At 52.7% G+C, this 292-nt stretch carries 1 pseudogene; it reads left to right on the forward strand.

What is annotated here, in order from left to right:
* Window positions 1–128: 128 nt before the first annotated feature.
* Window positions 129–292 (forward strand): annotated as a pseudogene (locus PZH32_RS13520) (ParB/RepB/Spo0J family partition protein); the annotation flags it as partial.

Raw genomic sequence — 292 nt, forward strand, 5'->3', positions numbered from 1 at the left:
GCCGAGGTTGCTCAAGCAGTGTCTAAAGGCCGGTCAACGGTAGCGAATGCTCTCCGATTACTGGATCTTCCCGAAGAGGCACAGCAGCTTCTGTTTGATAAAAGATCACTGCCGGCCATGCCCGCGCTATTCTTTCCGTACCTACTCAAGAAGGAAGAGCAAGTCTGACCAATAAAATTGTTGAGGGTAACCTAACAGTACGTGAAGCTGAGAACCTTGCACGTCTGCTTGCTGGACGCGACTCAGCAAAGAGTGTTGCCCCTCGCCCCGCAACGCCGCCGCTTTTTAAGTC

The organism is Adlercreutzia equolifaciens, from assembly GCF_029076695.1.
Classification (GTDB): Bacteria; Actinomycetota; Coriobacteriia; order Coriobacteriales; family Eggerthellaceae; genus Adlercreutzia; species Adlercreutzia equolifaciens_A.